Source organism: Arthrobacter sp. YAF16, assembly GCF_052113385.1.
GTDB lineage: Bacteria > Actinomycetota > Actinomycetes > Actinomycetales > Micrococcaceae > Arthrobacter.
The window spans coordinates 207,694-221,058 of the sequence record NZ_JBFRDC010000001.1 but is presented as its reverse complement, the minus strand read 5'-3'; the positions used below and the strand labels follow the sequence as shown (position 1 = coordinate 221,058).

Annotated in this window: 13 protein-coding genes; 7 read left to right on the top strand and 6 right to left on the bottom strand. The window is 68.6% G+C overall.

Translation table 11 applies throughout. From position 1 onward, the window contains the following. Positions 1 to 59 precede the first annotated feature (59 nt). The 4 genes from AB4Y91_RS01050 (at position 60) to AB4Y91_RS01035 (ending at position 4,386) form a co-directional block, all read left to right on the top strand. Positions 60 to 1,388, top strand: coding sequence for an ammonium transporter (locus tag AB4Y91_RS01050; protein ID WP_441416740.1), 1,329 nt, complete (start codon positions 60 to 62; stop codon positions 1,386 to 1,388). 52 nt (positions 1,389 to 1,440) lie between these two features. Further along, entirely contained in the window at positions 1,441 to 3,315 is a 1,875-nt protein-coding gene (locus AB4Y91_RS01045; RefSeq protein WP_441416739.1) for a Na+/H+ antiporter, read from the top strand. A 34-nt stretch (positions 3,316 to 3,349) separates the two neighbouring features. Continuing rightward, on the top strand, positions 3,350 to 3,667 hold the full coding sequence (locus AB4Y91_RS01040) for a DUF6221 family protein (protein ID WP_175323884.1): 318 nt from the start codon (positions 3,350 to 3,352) through the stop codon (positions 3,665 to 3,667). Between the two features lie 68 nt (positions 3,668 to 3,735). Beyond that, positions 3,736 to 4,386, top strand: a complete 651-nt coding sequence (locus AB4Y91_RS01035) for an NADPH-dependent F420 reductase (protein WP_441416738.1) — start codon at positions 3,736 to 3,738, stop codon at positions 4,384 to 4,386. An 82-nt stretch (positions 4,387 to 4,468) separates the two neighbouring features. Here the strand turns inward: AB4Y91_RS01035 and AB4Y91_RS01030 are convergent, their stop codons facing one another. After that, positions 4,469 to 5,236, bottom strand: coding sequence for a hypothetical protein (locus AB4Y91_RS01030; protein WP_441416737.1), 768 nt, complete (start codon positions 5,234 to 5,236; stop codon positions 4,469 to 4,471). A 91-nt stretch (positions 5,237 to 5,327) separates the two neighbouring features. Next, on the bottom strand, positions 5,328 to 5,924 hold the full coding sequence (locus AB4Y91_RS01025) for a J-domain-containing protein (RefSeq protein WP_441416736.1): 597 nt from the start codon (positions 5,922 to 5,924) through the stop codon (positions 5,328 to 5,330). Between the two features lie 201 nt (positions 5,925 to 6,125). Here AB4Y91_RS01025 and AB4Y91_RS01020 point away from each other — a divergent pair, with 201 nt between their 5' ends. Next, on the top strand, positions 6,126 to 6,359 hold the full coding sequence (locus AB4Y91_RS01020) for a hypothetical protein (RefSeq protein WP_441416735.1): 234 nt from the start codon (positions 6,126 to 6,128) through the stop codon (positions 6,357 to 6,359). 359 nt (positions 6,360 to 6,718) lie between these two features. Further along, positions 6,719 to 8,554 carry a glycosyltransferase family 2 protein gene (locus AB4Y91_RS01015; RefSeq protein WP_441416734.1) on the top strand — a complete coding sequence of 612 codons (1,836 nt, stop codon included), beginning with the start codon at positions 6,719 to 6,721 and terminating at the stop codon, positions 8,552 to 8,554. A gap of 97 nt (positions 8,555 to 8,651) precedes the next feature. On the opposite strand, the gene AB4Y91_RS01010 is transcribed toward AB4Y91_RS01015, so the two are convergent. The 3 genes from AB4Y91_RS01010 to AB4Y91_RS01000 form a co-directional block, all read right to left on the bottom strand. Further along, positions 8,652 to 9,551, bottom strand: coding sequence for an MBL fold metallo-hydrolase (locus AB4Y91_RS01010; protein ID WP_441416733.1), 900 nt, complete (start codon positions 9,549 to 9,551; stop codon positions 8,652 to 8,654). Positions 9,552 to 9,553: 2 nt separating this feature from the next. Continuing rightward, positions 9,554 to 11,242 carry a long-chain-fatty-acid--CoA ligase gene (locus tag AB4Y91_RS01005; RefSeq protein ID WP_441416732.1) on the bottom strand — a complete coding sequence of 563 codons (1,689 nt, stop codon included), beginning with the start codon at positions 11,240 to 11,242 and terminating at the stop codon, positions 9,554 to 9,556. Between the two features lie 123 nt (positions 11,243 to 11,365). Beyond that, positions 11,366 to 12,145: an SDR family NAD(P)-dependent oxidoreductase gene (locus AB4Y91_RS01000; RefSeq protein ID WP_441416731.1), complete on the bottom strand. Its 780-nt coding sequence runs from the start codon at positions 12,143 to 12,145 to the stop codon at positions 11,366 to 11,368. Between the two features lie 93 nt (positions 12,146 to 12,238). Here AB4Y91_RS01000 and AB4Y91_RS00995 point away from each other — a divergent pair, with 93 nt between their 5' ends. After that, on the top strand, positions 12,239 to 12,778 hold the full coding sequence (locus AB4Y91_RS00995) for a TspO/MBR family protein (protein WP_441416730.1): 540 nt from the start codon (positions 12,239 to 12,241) through the stop codon (positions 12,776 to 12,778). Positions 12,779 to 12,856: 78 nt separating this feature from the next. On the opposite strand, the gene AB4Y91_RS00990 is transcribed toward AB4Y91_RS00995, so the two are convergent. Then, positions 12,857 to 13,354 (bottom strand): SRPBCC family protein, encoded by a 498-nt coding sequence (locus tag AB4Y91_RS00990; RefSeq protein WP_441416729.1) that lies wholly within the window; start codon positions 13,352 to 13,354, stop codon positions 12,857 to 12,859. Positions 13,355 to 13,365: the final 11 nt, after the last annotated feature.

The window sequence follows — 13,365 nt, the reverse complement described above, 5'->3', positions numbered from 1 at the left end:
CCGGTTGGGGACCGGCGGCGAGGTGTCCCGGTACGGCGATTTGTTGGAAGGGAACGCAGGTGGAACTCACCGCGGGAAACGTCTGGATCATGTTCTCGGCAGCCCTAGTGCTGCTGATGACCCCCGCCCTCGGGCTCTTTTACGGCGGCATGACCCGGGCCAAGGCCTCCCTGAACATGATCATGATGAGCTTCGTCTCGGCCGGCATCGTGGGTGTCGTTTGGGTACTCTGGGGCTACTCGATGACCACCGGCAAGGGCTTCCTGGGCATCTTCGGGGATCCCTTCGCCAACTTCGGGCTGGCCAGGCTCATGGGCTCCCCCGACCTCCTCAAGGCCGGCTTCAGCGCAACCTTCGCGATCATCACCGTCGCCCTGATCAGCGGCGCCATCGCCGACCGCGCCAAGTTCACCGCCTGGGCGCTCTTCGTTCCGGTTTGGATCACCGTCGTCTACTGCCCGCTGGCCTTCATGGTCTGGGGCGGCGGGCTGATGAGCGCCGGCGGTGCCGTGAGTTCCGTCTTCGGCCAGGTGATCGACTTCGCCGGCGGCACCGTGGTGGAAATCAGCTCCGGCACCGCCGCCCTGGTCCTGGTCCTGATCCTGGGCAACCGCCACGGCTTCGGCAAGGACCCGGCACACCGCCCGCACAACATCCCGTTCATCATGCTCGGCGCCGGGATCCTCTGGTTCGGCTGGTTCGGCTTCAACGCCGGTGCCGCGACGACGGTGGAACAGGCGGGCCTGATCTGGGTCAACACCCTCGCCGCCCCCGCGGCCGCCATGCTGAGCTGGCTCGTGGTCGAAAAGGTCCGCCACGGCCACCCCACCTCGCTCGGTGCGGCCTCCGGCGTGGTGGCCGGCCTCGTCGCGATCACTCCCTCCTGCGCCAACGTCAGCCCGCTCGCCGCCGTCGGACTGGGCCTGGTGGCCGGCGCCGCCTGCTGCGTGTTCGTGGACTTGAAGTACAAGTTCGGCTTCGATGACTCGCTCGACGTCGTCGGCGTCCACCTCGGCGGCGGGCTGATCGGCACGCTCGCGCTCGGCCTCATCGCCCTGCCGGCGGACGGACATGGCGGAGGGCTCTTCTACGGCGGCGGCCTGCACCAGCTGGTCGCCCAGACGGTCGCCGTGCTGATCACTGTCACGCTGTCCGGCCTGGCCACGGCGGTCATCGGGCTCGCGATCCACAAGGCCGTCGGTTTCCGTGTCAGCCACGAAGCCGAGGTGGCCGGCGTGGACCGCTCCGAGCACGCCGAAACCGCCTACGAATTCGACGGCCTGGCCCACAGCCGCTTCAACCCGTTCGGCCACCACGCCCAGGCGCACCACGCCGCCGCTGCACCGCACGGCCAGCAGGAGCGCGTCAAGGAAGACAGCCTCGCCTAAGCGCGGCCGGGCACGGAGCACGGCCGAATCAACCGCCTGACAGAATGGCCTCATGGAACTCGCCCTCGGACTGCTGGTTCTCGTGGCCGTTGTCTGTGCCGGCAGCGCACTGGGCCGGAAGCTCAACGTTTCCGTTCCCCTGCTGCTGGTGCTGGCCGGCGTCGCGGGGTCCTTCCTCCCCTTTGTCCCGCGCATTGAGCTGAACCCGGAGCTGGTCCTCGTCGGGCTGTTGCCCCCACTGCTTTACGCCGCCGCCTTGCGGACCTCGCTCTTCGATTTCGGTTCCAACCGCCGCGCCATCGCGCTGCTCTCGGTGGGCTACGTCATCTTCGGAACCCTCGCCGTCGGCTTCGTGGTCTGGTGGCTGTTCCCGGAAATCCCGCTGGCCGCCGCGATCGCCCTGGGCGCCGTCGTCGCACCGCCGGATGCCGTGGCCGCGACGGCCATCGCCCGGAAGGTGGGCATGCCCCGCCGGATTGTTACCATCCTGGAGGGCGAATCCCTGGTCAACGACGCCACCGCGCTGGTCTGCCTGCGCGCCGCCATCGCGGCGATCGCCGGGACCGTGTCCGCGGCCGGGATCGCCGGCGGCTTCCTGCTCGCGGCCGGCGGCGGGCTGGTGGTCGGCCTGGCTGCCGCCTACGTGCTGACCGAGCTCCGCAAGCGGATCCGCAACGTCGCGATCAACACCTCGACATCGCTGATGGCCCCGTTCGTCGCCTACCTTCCGGCCGAGGCGATCCACGCTTCCGGTGTCCTCGCCGTCGTCGTCACCGGGCTCGTAATGGGAACCAAAGCGCCGTCCATGCCCAACGGCGCGGCCCGGCTGAGCCAGCGAAGTAACTGGAACACGGTGCAGTTCCTGCTGGAAAACTCCGTGTTCCTGCTGATCGGACTGCAGGTCCGGACCATCATCGAGGGCATCCAGGACGACTCGCTTGGCGCCGGCCGGATCTGGGCGGGCTGCGCGGTGATTCTGCTGGCGGTGTTGCTGCTCCGGCCGGTGTGGGTCTTCCCGGCGACATACCTGCCCCGGCTGATTCCGAGCGTGCGGCGCGATGACCCGGCGCCGCCGTGGCAGTTCGCCGCGATCGTGTCCTGGGCCGGGATGCGCGGGGTGGTGACGCTGGCCGCGGTGCTGGTGCTGCCCGCGGACCTGGAGCACCGGTCCGTGCTGATCCTGGCCGCGATGGTGGTGGTCGGCGGGACGCTGGCGTTGCAGGGCTTCACCCTGCCGGCACTGGTCCGGCTGCTCCGGGTCCAGGGCCCGGACCAGCGCGAGGATGCCCTGAACCAGGCGTCCCTGATGCAGCTGGCTACCGCGGCCGGGGTGGAGCGGCTGCAGGAACTGCGCACCGACAACGACCCGCCGGAGGTGGTGGCCATGCTCAAGCGGCGCACCCAGGAGCGCGGGCTGGCGGCCTGGGAGCGGCTCGGCCGGCCGACCTCGGAGGCCGCGACCCCCAGCCAGCGCTATGCCCAGCTGCGGCTCGCCATGCTGGAAGCCGAACGGGCCAAGGTGCTGGAACTGCGGCGCGGCGGCGCCTACGCCCACGAGGTTCTCAGCGAGGTTCTGGACCGGCTGGACGTTGAGGAATCCATGCTGGACATCTCGCTTGAGGAGCTGGACACCCCCGCCGAGGGCGGCGGCGAAGGGATCGCGAGGCCCGGCGGGGTATGCGGCCACCTCGAGTCCGCACCCGACCCCGACGTTCCGCACGAGCCCTTCTGCGCGGACTGCCGCCGCGAAGGCACGACGCCGGTACACCTCAGGATGTGCCTGGCGTGCGGGAACGTGGGCTGCTGCGATTCCTCCCCCGGCACGCACGCCTCCCGGCACTTCGAAGCGACCGGCCACCCCGTCATGCGCAGCATCGAACCGGGCGAGGACTGGCGCTGGTGCTACGAGGACGACCTGCTCGGGTGATGCCAAGTCCGCCCGTCGCGCGTACCCTCGGTTTGTGGACATTGTTGAGTTTCTGTCCGAGCGCATTTCCGAGGACGAGGCGGCGGCCCGGACACTCCTCAGCGACCGGACCGTCTCCAAATCCGGCGAATGGTACGAACAACGGCTGCTGCTCGAATGCGAGGCAAAGCGGAGGCTGATCGGCGTCGTCGAAGCGGCTCGGCAGTCGGCGCTGGCCTCGATGGTCAGCGACTCACTCCAGGAGGCCCACTGGGCGCCGCGGTCGCTGGACTGGATGGAGCGCTCCCTGCAGGCCTTGGCGTTGCCCTATTACGACCACCCGGACTTCGAGCAAGGCTGGTTGCACCCCTGAACTGCGGCCCGCCACGCCCGGCCCGCGTCCCCTGAAATATCCGCGGCCGGGATGCCGTTAGCCCGGATATGACAACAATCGGAATCATCGGTGCAGGACACATTGGCAGCCAGCTCGCCCGGAAGGCGGTCCAGCTCGGCTACGACGTCGTGATCAGCAACTCCCGGGGGCCGGAAACCCTGGCGGAACTCGTCGCCGAACTGGGCCCGCATGCCCGCGCGGCAACCGCGGCGGAGGCTGCGGCGGCCGGCGATTTCGCCGTCGTCACGGTCCCGCTGAAGAACATCAAGGACATCCCGGCGGAACCGCTTGCGGGCAAGATCGTGGTCGACACGAACAACTACTACTGGGAGCGCGACGGACGGTTCCCGGCGCTCGACAACGGCGAGGCCACCACCTCGGGGCTGCTCCAGGAGCACTTGCCCAAATCCAAGGTCGCCAAGGGCTTCAACCACATCATGTCCACCCAGATCGCCACCGACGGCACCCCGGCCGGTACGGAGAACCGCCGCGCACTGGCCACCGCGAGCGACTTCCCGGAGGCGGCGGAGCTTGTGACGCGGCTCTACGACGAGTTCGGCTTCGACACCGTCAACATCGGCCCGCTCTCCGAAAGCTGGCGCGTGGAACGGGACCGCCCGGCCTACGTCGTCCGCCAGAATGCGGCCGAACTGCGGGAAAACCTGGCGAAGGCGCCGCGCACCGTCCGCGCGCACTAGCCCGCCGAGGTGACAGTTCACGGCAGTGTTCGGCCTGGACACTGCCGTGAACTGCCACTTCGTGCAGCCTGAACGGCCGGGTTCACCGTGGCGTGCGGCCGAGGGACGGTGCCCGCTTCGGCCAGGCAACGACCAGCAGCCACACGGACCACACCAGGATCAGGGCTATTCCTGCCAACGTGGGAATGGTGTTTGCCGCCGAGAATCCCTCGGAGCCGATGATCCAGCCCTGGGCAAGGTAGGCCAGCCCGGAGACCGCCATCGGATATCCGGCCAGTCGGGCGGTCCCGCCCGCGCCGACAACCACGGCGCCGGTCAGGACCAGCGCGGCGCCCAGCACATAGCTCTGGTAGCTCCGCATGCCCCACTCCAGCCACCGGACACCCTCGGCGGTCGCAAAGCGGGCTGCCTTCTCCGGTTCCGCCGCGGCAGCCCAGGCGTCCACGGCCTGCTTGAGGGCCACCCCGTCGACGGCCTGCAGCGCGGCGTACAGCGCCAGCGCGGTCACGGCCGCAACAGCACCGAACCGCGCCGCCCAGGCGATCGGCCCCTCCGGCGCCTTCAGCATCATCAGCAGGACCAGCAATCCGGCGACCAGAAGCGCCATACCGGCGAACTGACCCAGGTGGACCGCGGTCCAGATGCCGCTTCGGGCGTACTCGGCGAAGGTCGCCGGGTGGTCGTTCGCGCTGGCGGAATCGGCATGAAACAGCCCGGCAACCACGGAGACCGCGAAGCCGGCAAACGCCAGGGCGGAGCCTAGGCGCAACCGGGCAGGTGGCGGCTGCCCCGGTTCGGCAGAATCCGCCGGCCGCGGGCTTTGGCTGCCCTCGGTTCCCAACTTTTTCATGGGCATCGCCCGCCTCGTGCCGACGCGCAATTGCGCGATGGGTTCTTCTAATCGCAGGCTACGCTGGTTGGACGTTCGGGACCACAGCGTTCTAGCCGCGCTTCCAGAGCCGGCGCCACCAAGGCCGTTGCGGTTCCGGCTCGGCCGGGGCCACGACGGCGGCCCGGGCCGCCCGGCGGTCGCGCCAGCGGGCCACCTCGGCGTCGACGTCGCGGGTCTTGGTGATGACCGGGGGGCCGCCTTGGAGCTGCCGGCGGGCGTCGACCACGCGGGCGTTGAAGTCGGCCAGGATATCGCGCACCTGTTTCTCCGTGAACTGGGCATCCAGGCGGGCGTCGAGTCCGGCGTCCTCCGTGCGGAGCAGGATCGCCGCCGGGCCCAGGCCGGTGAGGTTCTCGCGCTGGAGCAAACCCTTCACCCACCAGTCCGGGTCGTAGACTTCGCCGAGGCCCGGGATGGGTTTGCCCGCGTACTTCAGGTTGTCGAACTTCCCCTGCGCCATGGCGTCGCGGATCAGGTATTCGGCCTTGGCGGCGTCGTCTACCTTTGCGCGTTTTTGCCGGAGTTCCTCCTCGGCGGCGCTCAACTCGTCGTTCTCCTGGACCGTGCTGCCGCTGGCCCGGATGGAGCGCAACTCGGCCGCCCGTTCCACCCGGCGCCGGAACGCCGAGCCTCCCCCGCCGCTCATGAGCCACCGTCCTTCCCGGCTGCCGGAATCCCAAATCTGGGTTCAAGTATGCGCAAATCAAGGCGGCGGCAAAAGGTGCGGCAGCGATGAGACGGGAACCTAACCCCCCGGTAACGCGGCGTTAATCCGCCCGTGCGAGGCTGGTGACTTCGGATTAGCACAGAACCCTTCCTGCACAGCAGATCCCAAGGAGTCTCAGCCGTGAACAGCCAAGAGCACAATCCGTCCGACAGCCCCCTGCCCTCCAGCGGCGGCGCTTCGCCCCACGAGCTGAGCAGCACGCACGTCACCCATGTCCGGGAAGACGTGGCCATGGCCGGCCGCTGCGCCAACGTCCATCTGCCCACCGGGCGCACCTGCACCCTGCCGGTCCGCCACCCGGGCGCGTGCAGCTTTGTCGGACCCGAGGAAGCGGAGACCATCGCAGTCCACTAGGCTCGCAACCGCGCGGGCACCCCGCGAAAACGGCCCCGCAAAAACGGCCCGCCCGCGGCACAGCCGCAGTTTTCTGCAAGGAAAAACGGCACCCTCGGCCGGGTGCGCCGTCCCACAGCTATGATCAGATTTTTAGCAGCCGATCTAGCTGAGGGAGATCAGGTGCCCCGTGAGGCCCTGCGGCTGCGCTCCGAAAGCGCGCCGTCTGAAGAACCACCCGCCGCCAACACCAGTGCGGCACCGCCATCCCGCCCTGCGCCACTCGACGCCACGTCGCTGACCCGAGCGGGTATTGCCGGCTGGGCCGCCCGGCTGGGACCCCCGGGCCGGAGGCGCCCAGGTCCCGTCGGCTGGCCCACGTGGGCGGCATCGCCGCCATCGCCGCCCTGGTCCTGTACCTGGCCTGGCGCCTGCTGTTCACTCTGCCGTCCGGCGAGTGGAACCTGACCATCGCCTGGATTCTGTTGACCTTCGAGGCCCTGCCGCTGGCCGGCCTGGTCCTGAAGGCGTGGTCCGTGTGGAACATCGACAGCCACCCGCCGGCCCCTGTGGCCGAAGCCCCCAACGGCATGCGGGTGGCAGTCCTGATCCCCACGTACAACGAGCCCATCGAAGTCCTAACGCCCACGGTGGCGGCGGCCTGTGAGCTTGCCCCGGCGCACGAAACGTGGGTTCTCGACGACGGTGACCGACCCTGGGTGGAGGAAATGTGCGCGGCCTACGGCGCCCGGTATGTCCGCCGCCAGGTCCACGACCATGCCAAGGCCGGCAACATGAACCACGCCCTGGGCCTTATGGCCGCAGACCGTGCCGCGGGCGGCCCCGGCATCGACATCATTGCGGTGCTCGACTGCGATCATGTTCCGCTTCCGACTTTCCTCACCGCTACCCTGGGCTGGTTCGAGGACCCAGAGGTCGCCCTGATCCAGGGTCCGCAGTCGTTCTACAACGGCGGCGCGTTCGACGACGATGGCATCACCGGCGAGCAGGGCACTTTCTTCAACGTCCTCATGGCCTCCCGTAACGTCCCCGGCGCAGGACCGTTCTGGTGCGGGTCGACGTCGTTGTTGCGTGTGAGTGCGCTGGAAGAGGTGGGCGGCGTCGCCACCGAAACCATCACCGAGGACATGCACACCACGCTGAAACTCATCCGGCGCGGCTGGCGGACCGTCTACCACCACCAGACCCTCGCCGTCGGGCTTGCACCGGCTACGCCGGACCAGTACCTGCTGCAGCGCCGGCGCTGGGGCATGGGGGCGATGCAGATCCTCGTGCACGAGAAGTTGTGGGCTGCAAAGGGCTGGATGTCGTGGCGGAATTACCACGAGTACCTCAACGGCACGCTGTGGTGGCTGGAGGGCATCGCAACGCTTGTGGCCTTCCTGATTCCGGTCCTGATCATGGTTTCCGGGGCGCAGACCTCCACCGCCGGGCCCCTTTTGTTCCTCGGGGTCTTCCTGGTCATGTTCACAGTGCGGCTTTGGGGTTCGAAGCAACTCATGCGGAACGAAATCCACTGGCCCACAGCCTTCGCTTTGCGGATCTTCCGCGTACCGGTGGGCCTGGCATGTTTCTGGTGGCTTATGTCCCGCAACGTCCTCGAGTTCCAGGTCACGCCTAAGGGAGCCGCGGATTCACGGCTCCGCGGCCGCACGCCACGCATCCTAATCGTGATGGTTGTCCTGATCACCGCAGTCATTCTCTACGCTGCGGCCGGGCTGGCCGGACTGGTTCCCTGGCGCACCACGGCAGGTTCCACGGTGGCGTCGGGCGCCTGGCTGGTGCTGGCCGGCGCTGTTCTGGTTCTGGGCACACGGCGGATCCGGGCCGTCGAATTCGCTACCTCCCGCCGCAACGCCTATCGCGTGGAAGTCGCGGCGCCGGTGGAGGCAGCGGGCACCAGGGGTGAACTGCTGGACATTTCAGTGGGTGGCGCGGCCGTCCGTTTCCCGCACGGAACACTTCCAGCGTCCGGCGTGATCATGCTCCGGCTGCCGGAGGCGGACCCGGTCCCGCTGCGGGTCGTCAGGCTCACGGAGCAACCGGACGGATCCCAGGTCGCCTCCCTGCGGGCAGCCGACGACGACTGGGCCGTCCACCGTGCGCTCTCGCTGTGGATCTTCCACACGCCCGCCGGGGCGCTGCCCGAATTCCCGCCCGGAGTACCCGCTGCCGCGTCCCTGCGGGGGCGCTGACAACAGGCCCCTTGGCCCCTCGCCGCGCGCAGCGAGATGACAGTTCGCGGCGGTGTTGCGCCCAAACATTGCCGCGAAGTGCCATCTCGGGGGCTTTTCAGTTGTTCAGGCAGAGCACGAAGCCGGGGAAGACATGGCGGCCGGGACGCCCGCCGACGACGTCGATCGCCCGGCCGAGCTCCTGCAGCTGGTCCACCGACATCTGCAGCGGCGGTTCGTCCGGCTGGTGGGTGGTGTAGATCGGGTAGTCGACGCCGGGTTCCCGCGACATTTCGATGTGGCAGCCGATGACATGGCTGACGGGGTGCGCGGCGCAGAATCGGATCAGCCGGTCGATCGTGTCCACAAACGCCGGCCAGTCGTGGATGTAGAGGCGCCCGGGGTAAACGGTGTCTCCGGTGAGCAGGATGCCGGTGTACGGGTCGTGGAAGGTGACGGCGGCGCTGTGGTGTCCCGGGCTGGGCCAGCACTTCAGGACCCGGCCGCCCAGGTCCACCTGGGCCCGCCGGTCTGCGGGACCGCCGGCGGGACCGCCGTCGTCGTCCCCAAATCCGAAGAACTCCCACGCGCTGCGCTGCTCAGCATCCACCACAAGGGTGCCCGGCCGGCCCGCGAACTGGGCATCGCCCGCAACATGGTCACCGTGCGGATGGGTGTGCAGGACCAGCAGCCCATAGCCCTCACGGGGGTGCGCGGCCAGCCAGGTGTCGATCAGTCCGTCGACGACGCGGCGCAGCGGGAAGAACTCCGCGGAGGCCGTGGCGCCGGTGTCGATCAGCACGGCCCGGGCATTGCCGAACAGCAGGAACATGAACGGCGCCTCGTAATTGACCGCCATATTCTGGCGCAGCACGAAGGTGTGCGCGTCATAGGCGTGCACCTGGATGTCGGGGTCCGTGTTGTGTTTCGCCGACTCCGAGCCGTGGATCCAGGACACGTTGAGGTCACCGGGACGGGGCACGTCGGAGGTGAAGTCGATCGCTGCGGATGCTCCCATGGCTACAGTCCCGGCAGGACTTGTTCGCGGACCTGCTTGCGGAGGATTTTGCCGAGCATGGAGCGGGGAAGATCCGGCACCGGGACGATCCGGCGCGGGACCTTGTAGCCGGCGAGGTGCTCGCGGCAGTGGGCGCGGAGGGCGTCTTCGTCCAGTGCGGTGCCCGGTTCAAGTTCGACGGCGGCCACCACCATTTCTCCGCCGCGCTCCAGCGGCTTGCCCACGACGGCGGCGTCCCTGACATCCGGGTGCAGGCGCAGCACCGCTTCCACCTCGGTGGGCGACACGTTGAAACCGCCGGTGATGATGAGTTCCTTGGCCCGGTCCACCACGGTGGTGAAGCCGTCCGGGTCCACGGTCACGACGTCGCCGGTGCGCAGCCAGCCGTCGGCGGTGAGGGTTTTCGCGGTTTCCTCGGGGTTGTTCCAGTAGCCCTGGAAGACCTGTGGCCCCTTGATCAGCAGCTCGCCAGGCTGGCCCTGCAGGACCTCCACGGTCGGGTCGTCGACGTCGACCACCTTCATCAGGGTCGACGGGAAGGGGACGCCGATGGTCCCGGTGCGGCGTGTGGGGTGGAAGGGGTTGCCGAGCGCCACCGGAGAGGACTCCGTCATGCCGTAGCCCTCCACGAGCAGGCCGCCGGAGACGGATTCCCAGAGCTCCACGACATGGTCCGGCAAGTTCATGGCGCCGGAGATGCAGTACCTGCAGGAGCGCAGCGAGACGCCCTTCTCCTTCGCGGCCATCGCGGTGCGCTCGTAGATCGGCGGGACCGCGCAGTACACGGTGGCGGGCGACTTCTTCATCGCGTCCAGCACCAGGTCCGGGTCGAACTTGGGGAAGAGGACCAGCAGGCCCTGTTTGCGGATGCCGTAGGTCAGATACAGCGTCATGCCGAAGGCGTGGAACATCGGCAGGATCGCGTAGAACACTTCCTTGCGGTACTCCGCGCCGGCCATCCAGGCTTCCCCCTGCAGGGCGTTGGAGTACAGGTTGAAGTGGGTGAGCATCGCACCCTTGGGCCGCCCGGTGGTGCCCGAGGTGTACTGGATCGCGGCGAGGTCGTTCACCGAGGGACGCGGGTGCGCGGGGTCGATCCTGCCGTGGCCCAGGAGCTGCTTCCACGGCGTGGTTCCCGGCGCTGGGGCGGTCAGCGAGGCCCGCGCTTCGCGCAGCTTCTTGACCGGCAGGGCCAAGGCCAGGCGCTTGGCCGCAGGGAACGCCTCAAGCAGGTTGACCGAGACCACGTGGTCGATTTCGATGTCTGCGGGGAACTCGCGGATGGCGGCGGCGGCCTTGTCCCAGGCGATCACGACGCGGGCCTGGTGGTCCTCGAACTGGTGCCGCAGTTCGCGGGAGGTGTAGAGCGGGTTATGTTCGACGACGACGGCGCCCAGGCGCAGCACCGCGTAAAAGGCGACGACGTGCTGCGGGCAGTTCGGCAGGATCAGCGCGACCCGGTCGCCGGCCCGGACACCAAGTCGGCGAAGCCCCTCGGCGGCCCGGTCCACCTGCTCGCCGAGCTCCGAGTAGCTGGTCCGGCGGCCGAAGAATTCCAGCGCGGGGGCGGTTCCGGCCTCGGCCACGGACCGCTCCAGCATCGCGACGAGCGACTCCGTGGGCAATTCGATCTCGGCCGGGACGCCCGGCTGGTAGTTCTTCACCCAGGGCTGCTGGTCGGTATGCTCCATGCCCACATCATTTCGCGAACTCCGGGCTGAGGGCGAATCCCGGGCCCCGCCCACCCAACTAGCTGGCAGTAGTTGTCGTTATGAGCCCTCAAAACGTCAACTACTGCCAGTCAGTTGGGCGTCCTACAGGGCGGACCAGCCGCCGTCGGACGCAAGGATGGCACCGTTGACGTTGGTGCCGTCGTCGCTGAGCAGGAAGGTGATCGAGGCCGCCAGCTGCGCCGCTGTGGCCGGGGTCGGGATGTTGGCGCCCATCAGCGGGCCCAGCCGCTCGGCGGCCAGCTGGGAGCCCCAGTCGGCGACGATGTTGGTGATCGTTGCCCCGGGCGCCACCGCGTTGAAGCGCAGCCCCTTCGGCCCGTACATCACCGTGGAGTTCTTGGTAAGGCCGACGACGGCGTGCTTGGACGCGGTATAGGCGGCGCCGGCGGCGGACCCCCGCAGGCCGGCCTCGGAAGTCACATTCACCACGGAGCCGGTGCCGGCCTCGAGCATCAGCGGCACTACGGCGCGGGTCAGGCGCATCAGGGCGGTGACGTTGATCCGGAAGACCCGCTCCCAGACGGCGTCGTCCACCTCGTGGATCGGGGCGAAGTTGTCCATGATGCCTGCGACGTTCGCGAGCGCGTCCACGCGGCCGCCCGCGGCGGCCACGACGGCGGCGACCGTTTCCTCGGTGGAGATGTCGCCGGCCACCGGCACAAGATCCAGACCCGCGTTCCGGGTCACGAGGTCATCCAGACGTTCCTTGCTGATGTCCGCCGCGATGACCTTGCCGCCCTCCTTCGCGACGCGCAGCGCGGTGGCCAGGCCGATGCCGGAGCCGGCGCCCGTGACGATAACGGTCCTGCCGGCAAAACGGCCCGGAGTGATGGTTTCCTGCCATGAAGCTTCGTTGCCCATGATGTCCTTCCAGACGTAGATGACGGTGACGACTGCGCAAGGTCCCGCCGTCGTAGTTTGACGGGAGGGCGCACGGTTGTCCACAGTGGGTCAGTGCTCTTGAACGTTGAACAAAGCGCCCCGGGCACCCGTGCCCCCGGCACCCGCCCGCCGCGGCAGCAAATTGCGGCCCTCGTCGGTTTTCTGGCGGCTTCCTTGGCCGTATCGCTAATCGGTTCGCTGCCGATCAGGATGAACAGCGACTGGTACGCGGCCGCGGACACGGCGCCGTGGACCCCGCCGGGGTGGATGTTCGGCTCGGCGTGGCTGGTACTTTACGCGGCCATGGCCGTGGCGGCTTGGCTGGTGTGGCGGCAACGGCTCTTCCCGCGCCGCGCGGCGCTCAGAGTCTACGGCGGGCTGCTGCCGCTGAACCTTTTGTGGCCGCTGATGTTCTTCGGCCTTTATCCGGTGATGGGCACCGCGGCCCTGTGGCTGGCGCTGCTTGTGATCGCCGCCCACGCCGCGTTCGCGACCGTGGCCGTGCTGCACTTCGGGCCGATCAGCACGACTGCCGGGGTGCTGATGCTGCCGTACGTTTCGTGGCTGGTGTTCTCGGCCAGCCTGAACCTGTACGCGGCCTTGAACAACTAGTTCAAACCCAGAGGACGACGGCGGGCTGAGTTCCGCCGTCGTCCTCCTGGTTAACGCTGTGGCACGTTCGCCCGTCGCTCAGGCGTTGGCGTGCTCGGCGAGGATCGCGTCCACCTGGCCGAGGGCGCCCTTCATGCCCTCCTCCATTCCCATGGCGACGATCTTCTCCATCTGCTCCTCCGTCTCGAAGGTGGACAGCACGGTCATCCGGGTGCGGTCGCCGGTCGGCTCCAGCGTCACGACGCCATGGATCGTGCCCATCTCGGCCACCGGCTCGCCATTGTCGTCCGAGAAGCCGTCGTCGAACTCCAGGCCGCGCGGGGCATCGATGGCGACAAAGCGCCACCAGCCGCGGGCTTTCTCCCCGTCCGGTCCCGTCATGTAGTAGCTCGCCTCGCCGCCGGGGACAAAGTCGTGCTTCTCGAAGGTGGCCGGCCAGGTGGGCGGGCCCCACCAGCGCTCGAGCTGGCGCGGATCCGCCCAGATCTGCCAGACGCGCTCGACGCCGGCGTCGAACTCCGCGACGACGCTGAGGCTCAGGGCCTCAAGATTCTTGACTGAACTGATGACTGTCATGTCGAACCCTT

Coding starts and splice junctions, on each gene's coding strand:
- AB4Y91_RS01045 (WP_441416739.1), top strand. CDS start 1,441: ATGGAACTCGCCCTCGGACTGCTGGTTCTCGTGGCCGTTGTCTGTGCC.
- AB4Y91_RS01035 (WP_441416738.1), top strand. CDS start 3,736: ATGACAACAATCGGAATCATCGGTGCAGGACACATTGGCAGCCAGCTC.
- AB4Y91_RS01030 (WP_441416737.1), bottom strand. CDS start 5,236: ATGAAAAAGTTGGGAACCGAGGGCAGCCAAAGCCCGCGGCCGGCGGAT.
- AB4Y91_RS01025 (WP_441416736.1), bottom strand. CDS start 5,924: ATGAGCGGCGGGGGAGGCTCGGCGTTCCGGCGCCGGGTGGAACGGGCG.
- AB4Y91_RS01010 (WP_441416733.1), bottom strand. CDS start 9,551: ATGGGAGCATCCGCAGCGATCGACTTCACCTCCGACGTGCCCCGTCCC.
- AB4Y91_RS01005 (WP_441416732.1), bottom strand. CDS start 11,242: ATGGAGCATACCGACCAGCAGCCCTGGGTGAAGAACTACCAGCCGGGC.
- AB4Y91_RS01000 (WP_441416731.1), bottom strand. CDS start 12,145: ATGGGCAACGAAGCTTCATGGCAGGAAACCATCACTCCGGGCCGTTTT.
- AB4Y91_RS00990 (WP_441416729.1), bottom strand. CDS start 13,354: ATGACAGTCATCAGTTCAGTCAAGAATCTTGAGGCCCTGAGCCTCAGC.